This is a genomic window from Streptomyces sp. SID5785 (assembly GCF_009870065.1).
Taxonomy (GTDB): domain Bacteria; phylum Actinomycetota; class Actinomycetes; order Streptomycetales; family Streptomycetaceae; genus Streptomyces.
Genome location: NZ_WWIA01000654.1, coordinates 1 through 5,198, shown reverse-complemented (window position 1 = coordinate 5,198; position 5,198 = coordinate 1). Strand labels below are relative to the sequence as shown.

Here is a 5,198-nt window from a genome sequence, read left to right as displayed (position 1 = left end):
GGCGTGCAGGACGAGCCGCAGATCCCTGCGCCGGGCCGACCACGCCGCGCAGCACAGCGCGCCCGCCGTCAGGGCGAGGACGGCGGCGCCCGCGCCGGTGCGGCCGAGCGGGGCCAGGCTGTACGGCGCCGGGACCGTGCCCGGGCCGATCAGGGCGAGGCACAGGCCGCCCGCGCCGGCCAGGACGGCGGCGAGGGCGGGCACGAGCGCACCGCCGATCCGCCCGCAGGCGTACCCCGCGGCGAGCGCGAGCACGGCGAGGAGCACGCCTTCGGGGCGCCCCGCGCGCGCGGTGGCGCTGATCAGGGCCCAGACGGCGCACGCGCCCAGCACCGCGATGCCCACGGCGTCCGGCAGCCCCCGCCGCCGGGCCGGTTCCGGACCCGTCCGCCCGGACCACTCCGTCGTTCCCACCCCTAGCCCCCCGACTGTGGTGGCGCCTCGCGCGATGGCCGGATCCGGTCGGTCACGGAGGAACCCGGGCACACGGTAACGGCTGGTGCCGCGGATTGGGCGGGTCTTGCGCAGGAACGTTGCGGCAGCTGGGCGGCACGGGCGCCGCAGCGGCCTGTACACCGCGACGGCGGAGCGTGGCGGAGTGTGGCCCCCGGCGGGCGCACCGGACCCGGGTTCGCCCGGCATGTCCCGCGGACAGGACCGCGCCGTACACTCCCCGGGTGACCGCCACCGCCCCTTCCGTCGCCCCCGCGGACGAGCCCGCCGAGAAGCCCGCCCGCCGCTTCCACCTGCGACGCTTCGCGCCCCTCCTGCTCGCGGCCGCCGCCGGACTCCTCCTGTACGCGACCTTCCCGCCGCGCGAGCTGCCGTGGCTCGCGCCGGTCGCGTTCGCGCTCCTGGGCGTGGCCGTGCACGGGCGCCGGATGCGGGCGGGTTTCGGCCTCGGTCTCGTGTTCGGTCTCGCGTATCTGGTGCCGCTGCTGTCCTGGACCGGTGTGGACGTCGGGCCGCTGCCGTGGCTCGCCCTGGCGGTCGCGGAGGCCCTGGTCGTCTCCCTGGCGGGACTCGGCATCGCCTACGTGTCCAGGCTGCCGCTGTGGCCCCTGTGGGCGGCCGGCGTCTGGATCGCCGACGAGGCGCTGCGCGCCCGCTTCCCCTTCGGCGGCTTCCCCTGGGGCAAGGTCGCCTTCGGCCAGCCCAGCGGGGTGTTCCTGCCGCTCGCCTCCCTGGGCGGCACCCCGCTGCTCGGCTTCGCGGTCGTCCTGAGCGGCTTCGGACTCGCCGCCCTCGCGCTGCGCGTGCGCGCCGTGCGGGGCACCGCCGACGGCTCGGTCCTGCGGGACCGCGCCGTCGCCGCGGCCGCCGTCGTCACCGTCGCGCCCGTGCTCGCCGGGGCGGCGGCGATGCCCCTCGTGCAGACCGGCGCCCAGGACGGCACCGCGCGCGTGGCCCTCATCCAGGGCAACGTCCCGCGGATGGGCCTCGACTTCAACGCCCAGCGCCGCGCCGTGCTCGACTACCACGTGCGCGAGACCATGAAGCTCGCCGCCCGCATCAAGTCCGGTGAGACGAAGCGCCCCGACCTCGTGCTGTGGCCGGAGAACTCCTCCGACATCGACCCGTACGCGAACATCGACGCCTACGACGAGATCACCAAGGCCGCCCGCGCGGTCGGCGCGCCCATCTCCGTCGGCGCCGTCGTCACGCCGAAGGACGGCAAGCCGCGCAACCGGCTCATCCTGTGGGACCCCGACAAGGGCCCCGGCGCCACCTACGACAAGCGGCACCTGCAGCCCTTCGGCGAGTACATGCCGTACCGCAGCTTCTTCCGGATCTTCAGCAAGGACGTGGACCGGGCCGGGAACTTCGTGCCCGGCACGAAGGCCGTCGCCTTCGACATGAACGGCACCGAGATCGGCAACATCACCTGCTACGAGGCCGCGTTCGACGACGTCGTGCGCGACCAGGTCGAGGCCGGCGCCGAGATCCTCTCCGTCCCGAGCAACAACGCCACGTTCGAGCGCAGCCAGATGACCTACCAGCAGCTCGCCATGGACCGGGTGCGCGCCGTCGAGCACGGCCGGGCCGTGATGGTGCCGGTCACCAGCGGGGTCAGCGCCGTCATCCGGCCCGACGGGTCCGTCGCGCAGCACACCGGCATGTTCGAACCCGACACCCTGATCGCCGACGTGCCCAAGCGCACCGGCAAGACGCTCGCCACGCGCGCGGGTGTCTGGCCCGAGGCGCTCCTGGCCGCCCTCGGCGCGGGCGGGCTCGTCTGGGCCCTCACGCGCTCCCGGCGCTCGCGCCGGTCGGCCGGCTGACCGGCGGCGGCACCGGTGCACGTCACCCGTCCGGATAGGCTCGCGGACATGACGACTCCTGACTTCATCCGCACCATCCGGGCCTCCGCGGGCCAGCAGCTCCTCTTCCTCCCGGGGGTCAGTGCGATCGTCTTCGACGACGAGGGCCGTGTGCTGCTCGGGCGGCGGGCGGACACGGGCAAGTGGTCGATCATCGGCGGCATCGTGGAGCCGGGCGAGCAGCCCGCCGTCACCGCCGTGCGCGAGGTGCACGAGGAGACCGGTGTCGAGTGCGTGGCCGAGCGCGTCGTACTCGTCCAGACGCTGCCCCGGATCACGTACCCCAACGGCGACACCTGCCAGTTCATGGACACCACCATCCGCTGCCGCGCGACGGGCGGCGAGGCCCGGGTCAACGACGACGAGTCGCTCGAGGTGGGCTGGTTCGCGCTGGACGCGCTGCCCCCGCTGATGGAGTTCGCCCTCTTCCGCATCAAGCAGGCTCAGTCCGACGAGCCGACATGGTTCGAAACCACGTCCGAGCACTGAAGTATGGGTGCTCACCACATCGGGCGCGGGGGAGCGGCTGCCTAGTGTGCGGAGCATGACCCCGCGCACCCCCATCGCCGCACCCTCCGCCCAGCCGCTCGACCTCGGCGGCCGCACCGCACTCGTGACCGGCGCAGCCGGCGGCATCGGCCGCGCCTGCGCGCTGCGGCTCGCCGCGGCGGGCGCCAAGGTCAGAGCGGTGGACCGGGACGCCGCAGGCCTGGAGACGCTGGCCGAGGCGGCGGAGGGCGTCGAGCCGCTGGTTCTCGACCTGACGGACCTGGACGCCGCCGAGAGCGCCGCCGCCGGCAGCGACATCCTCGTCAACAACGCGGGGATCCAGCTGGTCCGCCCCATCGAGCAGTTCCCGCCCGACGTCTTCCACACCGTCCTCACGGTCATGCTCGAAGCCCCTTTCCGGCTCGTGCGCGGGGCACTCCCGCACATGTACGAGCAGGGCTGGGGCCGCATCGTGAACGTCTCGTCGGTGCACGGGCTGCGGGCCTCCGCCTTCAAGTCCGCGTACGTCGCCGCCAAGCACGGCCTCGAGGGGCTGTCCAAGACGGCCGCGCTCGAAGGCGCCCCGCACGGCGTCACGTCGAACTGTGTGAACCCGGGATACGTGCGCACGCCGCTCGTCGAGCGGCAGATCGCCGACCAGGCCGCCGCCCATGGCATCCCCGAGGAGCGCGTGCTGGGCGAGATCCTGCTCCAGGACAGCGCCCTCAAGCGGCTGGTCGAGCCCGCGGAGGTCGCGGAGGCGGTGGCCTACCTGTGCAGCCCCGCCGCCTCGTTCATGACCGGCTCCTCGCTGGTCCTCGACGGCGGCTGGACCGCCCACTGACGATCCGTCCACTGACGATCCGCGCGACGCCGCACCGTCCTGCGCCGTCCCGCTCTGTCCACAGGCCCGCTCACTCCCACGAGTGAGCGGGATCTCGCGCGATCCCGAGTTGTCCACAGGGCTGGCGGCGCCGGCCGTACGGCGGGTAATCCTGTTGAGCATGTCGCACCACCGACCGCACTCAGCCACGGCTTCCACCCCGGTGACCCCGGCGGACGCGGAGGCCCCGTTCCTGGAGCTGCTCGCCAGGGGCGCCTCCGCCGATGCCTACGAGCAGCCCGTGCTGCTCGCCCGCGCCGAGGGCGCGGACCCGGCGCGGACCGCCGCGCTGGAGCGGGCCAAGCGCCTCGCGCTGACCGTGCGCGAGGAGATGGAGGGCAGACGGCGCCGCGAGGCCGAGCTGTCCGCCCTGTTCGAGACGGCGCACGACCTGGCAGGACTGCGCGACCTGGACTCGGTGCTGCAGGCCATCGTGCAGCGCGCCCGCTCGCTGCTCGGCACGGACGTGGCGTACCTGACGCTGCACGACCCGGAGCGCGGCGACACGTACATGCGGGTCACCGAGGGCTCGGTGGCGGCCCGCTTCCAGCAGCTGCGACTCGGCATGGGCGAGGGGCTCGGCGGACTCGTCGCCCAGACCGCCCGCCCCTACGTCACCGACGACTACTCCCAGGACATCCGCTTCCAGCACACGCGGACCATCGACGCGGGCGTGGGCGACGAGGGGCTCATGGCGATCCTCGGCGTGCCGCTCATGCTCGGCCCGCAGGTGATCGGCGTGCTGTTCGCGGCGGACCGGCGCGCCCGTGTCTTCGAGCGCGAGCAGATCGCGCTCCTCGGCTCCTTCGCGGCGCTCGCCGCCGCGGCCATCGACACGGCGAACCTGCTCACGGAGACCCGCCAGGCGCTCGCCGGACTGGAGCGGGCCAACGAGATCATCCGGGCGGGCAGCGCCGTGATCGAGCGCGCCTCCGACGTGCACGACCGGCTCGGCGAGCTGGTGCTGCGCGGGGGAGGGGTGCACGACGTGGCCGCGGCCGTGTCCCAGGTCCTCGACGGGACCGTGGAGTTCGCCGACGTGGCCGAGGCGCCGGACGAGGCCCTGGAGGCGTCCCGCGCGGAGGGCCACGCCGTGCGCCGCGACACCGACTGGGTCGCCGCCGTCGCCGCGGGCGGGGAGCTGCTCGGCGCGCTCGTGCTGCGCGGCCACCCCGAGCTCGACCCGGTCGACCAGCGCACCCTGGAGCGCGCCGCCCTGGTCACCTCGCTGCTGCTGCTCGCCCGGCGCTCCGCGTCGGAGGCCGAGCAGCGGGTCCGCGGGGAGCTCCTGGACGACCTCCTCGACGCCCGCGACCGCGACCCGCGCCTGCTGCGGGAGCGCGCGGCGCGGCTGCACGCCGATCTGGACACCACGCACGTCGTCCTGGTGGCCCGCCTGGAGACGGCCTCCGGCGCCGATGCGGAGGCGGAGGCGGCGGCCCGGCGCCGGCTGTGGTCCGCGGCCGACCACGTCGCGGCGACCCGGCACGGGCTGGCCGCCGCGC

The 5,198-nt window shown here is 74.8% G+C and carries 4 protein-coding genes and 1 pseudogene; 4 read left to right on the top strand and 1 reads right to left on the bottom strand.

Annotated features, from left to right (window positions below; translation table 11 throughout):
• Positions 1-414, bottom strand: a pseudogene (locus GTW43_RS21530) (O-antigen polymerase); the annotation flags it as partial.
• A gap of 263 nt (positions 415-677) precedes the next feature.
• Here GTW43_RS21530 and lnt point away from each other — a divergent pair.
• The 4 genes from lnt to GTW43_RS21510 all read left to right on the top strand — a co-directional run.
• A complete protein-coding gene (lnt, locus tag GTW43_RS21525) occupies positions 678-2,282 on the top strand; it encodes an apolipoprotein N-acyltransferase (protein WP_161303657.1) in 1,605 nt (534 codons plus the stop codon).
• A gap of 48 nt (positions 2,283-2,330) precedes the next feature.
• The gene (locus tag GTW43_RS21520; RefSeq protein WP_161303656.1) at positions 2,331-2,810 is read left to right on the top strand and encodes an NUDIX domain-containing protein; all 480 of its coding nucleotides are present in this window, start codon (positions 2,331-2,333) and stop codon (positions 2,808-2,810) included.
• Between the two features lie 55 nt (positions 2,811-2,865).
• Entirely contained in the window at positions 2,866-3,654 is a 789-nt protein-coding gene (locus GTW43_RS21515) for a 3-hydroxybutyrate dehydrogenase (protein WP_161303655.1), read from the top strand.
• Positions 3,655-3,814: 160 nt separating this feature from the next.
• On the top strand, positions 3,815-5,198 hold a 1,384-nt coding region (locus tag GTW43_RS21510), incomplete at its 3' end, for a GAF domain-containing protein (RefSeq protein WP_161303654.1).

Bases quoted from the DNA above. Each gene is read 5' to 3' on its own strand.
- GTW43_RS21520 (WP_161303656.1), top strand. From the start codon at position 2,331: ATGACGACTCCTGACTTCATCCGCACCATCCGGGCCTCCGCGGGCCAG.
- GTW43_RS21515 (WP_161303655.1), top strand. From the start codon at position 2,866: ATGACCCCGCGCACCCCCATCGCCGCACCCTCCGCCCAGCCGCTCGAC.